The sequence below is a fragment of the bacterium genome (genome assembly GCA_021372775.1).
Lineage (GTDB): Bacteria > Acidobacteriota > Polarisedimenticolia > J045 > J045 > JAJFTU01.
This window is the reverse complement of sequence record JAJFTU010000068.1, coordinates 1-1,704: the sequence shown is the minus strand read 5'-3', so window position 1 is coordinate 1,704 and position 1,704 is coordinate 1. Positions and strand designations below refer to the sequence as shown.

Below are 1,704 nucleotides of genomic sequence, written 5' to 3'. Positions count from 1 at the left end.
AGGCGTTGCGGCGGATCCACTTCCACGCCGCGACGAACCCGCTCTCCGCACCCTCCATCGCCTCTATCCCCCGAAGGCCGCCGCGCGTCAGCGCAGGTCGGCGTGCACGGCGACCCACACGCACGGCGGGTCGGCGCTCGTTCGTTCCACGCGATGCCGCGTCCGCGCCGGAATCAGCAGCGCGTCGCCCGCGGCCAGTTCGACGCGCTCGCCCCCCTCGAAGAGGAGCGTGGCCGCGCCGGAGAGAAGCGCCACCCACTCGTCGCGCTCCTGGTCGTACCAGAAGCCGGGCGGGCTCGCCTGGCCGGTCGAGACGATCCGCTCGACCCGCGCGGCGGGCCCCACGGCCCACTCCTCGCAGAGTTCCTCCGTCGGGAGCGGCCGCTCCAACCGGAACAGATTCCGCGTGCGGATCGCCATCGATTCGCCCCCGGCGCGCGCCGACGCGCGCGACGCAACCGCGCGGCGCGGGCCTTGAAGCGGCCCCGCCGCGCCGGTCGTGATTATGAACGCGCCGCGCCTCCGGGCCAGCGCGGGCGCGCGCCGCGGGCGGATCGGGCATAATCCGGACGAACGGGAGATCATCGTGCCGACCGCCCCCTACCTCGAATCGCCGCTCCGCGAAGCCTTCGACGCTTGGCTGGAGGGGACCGTGTCCCGCTTCGTGCCGCCGCTGACCTTCACCGAGCTGCGGAAGGGCGCGCAGGCGCTCTCCACGCTCTACGTCGAGCGGCGCGGCGGCGGCGGGCTCGCGACGCGCGCGATCGAAGGGACCGGCAAGCGCGCCGCCCTCGCGACCTACTTCGCGGCGCTGCACTTCCTCGTCGCCCACCACGCCGTGCGGGCCGCGGAGGGCCACCCCGCCCTCGTCGCGGCGCGGCGGGTCGTCGATCTCGGCTGCGGCACCGGCGCCGTCGGGGCCGCGGTCGCGGCGTCGCTTCCCGCGGCGCGGCAGGTCGTCGGCGTGGACCGCTCCGGCTGGGCGCTCGAAGAGGCGGAGCGGACGTGGCGCGCCTTCGGGCTCGAGGGACGCGCGCAGCGCGGCGAGCTGCCGAACGCCGCCCCGCGCGGCGGCCGCGGCACGCTCTACGTCGCCGGCTGGTCGGCGAGCGAACTCGACGAAGCGGCGCGCGGCGCGCTGCTGCGGCGTCTCGTCGGCGCGGCGCGGCGCGGCGCGGCGATCTTCGTCGTCGAACCGCTGGCCAAGGGCGTCGCCCCCTGGTGGCCGGAGTGGGAGCAGGCGTTCGCGCCGCTCGGCGTCCGCACGCTTCTCGTGCGCGTCTCGATCGACCGCCCGCACTTCATCCGCGAGATGGACAAGGCCGCGCACCTCGACCACCAGGTGATCGGCGCCCGCGTCCTCGCCGGCGGCCGCGTCCCCGCCGCCGACCGCGTTGCGGACGACGACCGCGTTGCGGACGACGACGGCCCCGTTTCGGACGACGACCGCGTTTCGGATGACGATCGCGTTTCGGATGACGATCGCGCGTAGGGGCGGCTGGCGCGCCGCTCACATCGTCGAAACGACGGCGCCGCCACCGCGCCTGCCGCCCGACGCGGACCTCGCACCACCTTGCCGTTGAATGCCGAAAGGCAAGGTTCCGCGTGAATCACGTCGGGAGGCAGGCGCGGTGGTTTCTTGAACTCTCCGACGATCATCGGGACGCGCCAGCCTCCCCTACGTGACAGACGCGCGGGGATAAA

Annotated in this window: 2 protein-coding genes; one reads left to right on the top strand and one right to left on the bottom strand. The window is 74.8% G+C overall.

What is annotated here, in order from left to right:
• Nucleotides 1-87 precede the first annotated feature (87 nt).
• On the bottom strand, nt 88-420 hold the full coding sequence (locus LLG88_02660) for a cupin domain-containing protein (GenBank protein MCE5245808.1): 333 nt from the start codon (nt 418-420) through the stop codon (nt 88-90).
• Between the two features lie 85 nt (nt 421-505).
• On the opposite strand from LLG88_02660, the gene LLG88_02655 reads away from it, so the two are divergent.
• On the top strand, nt 506-1,492 hold the full coding sequence (locus tag LLG88_02655; protein ID MCE5245807.1) for a methyltransferase: 987 nt from the start codon (nt 506-508) through the stop codon (nt 1,490-1,492).
• The last annotated feature ends 212 nt before the right edge of the window (nt 1,493-1,704 follow it).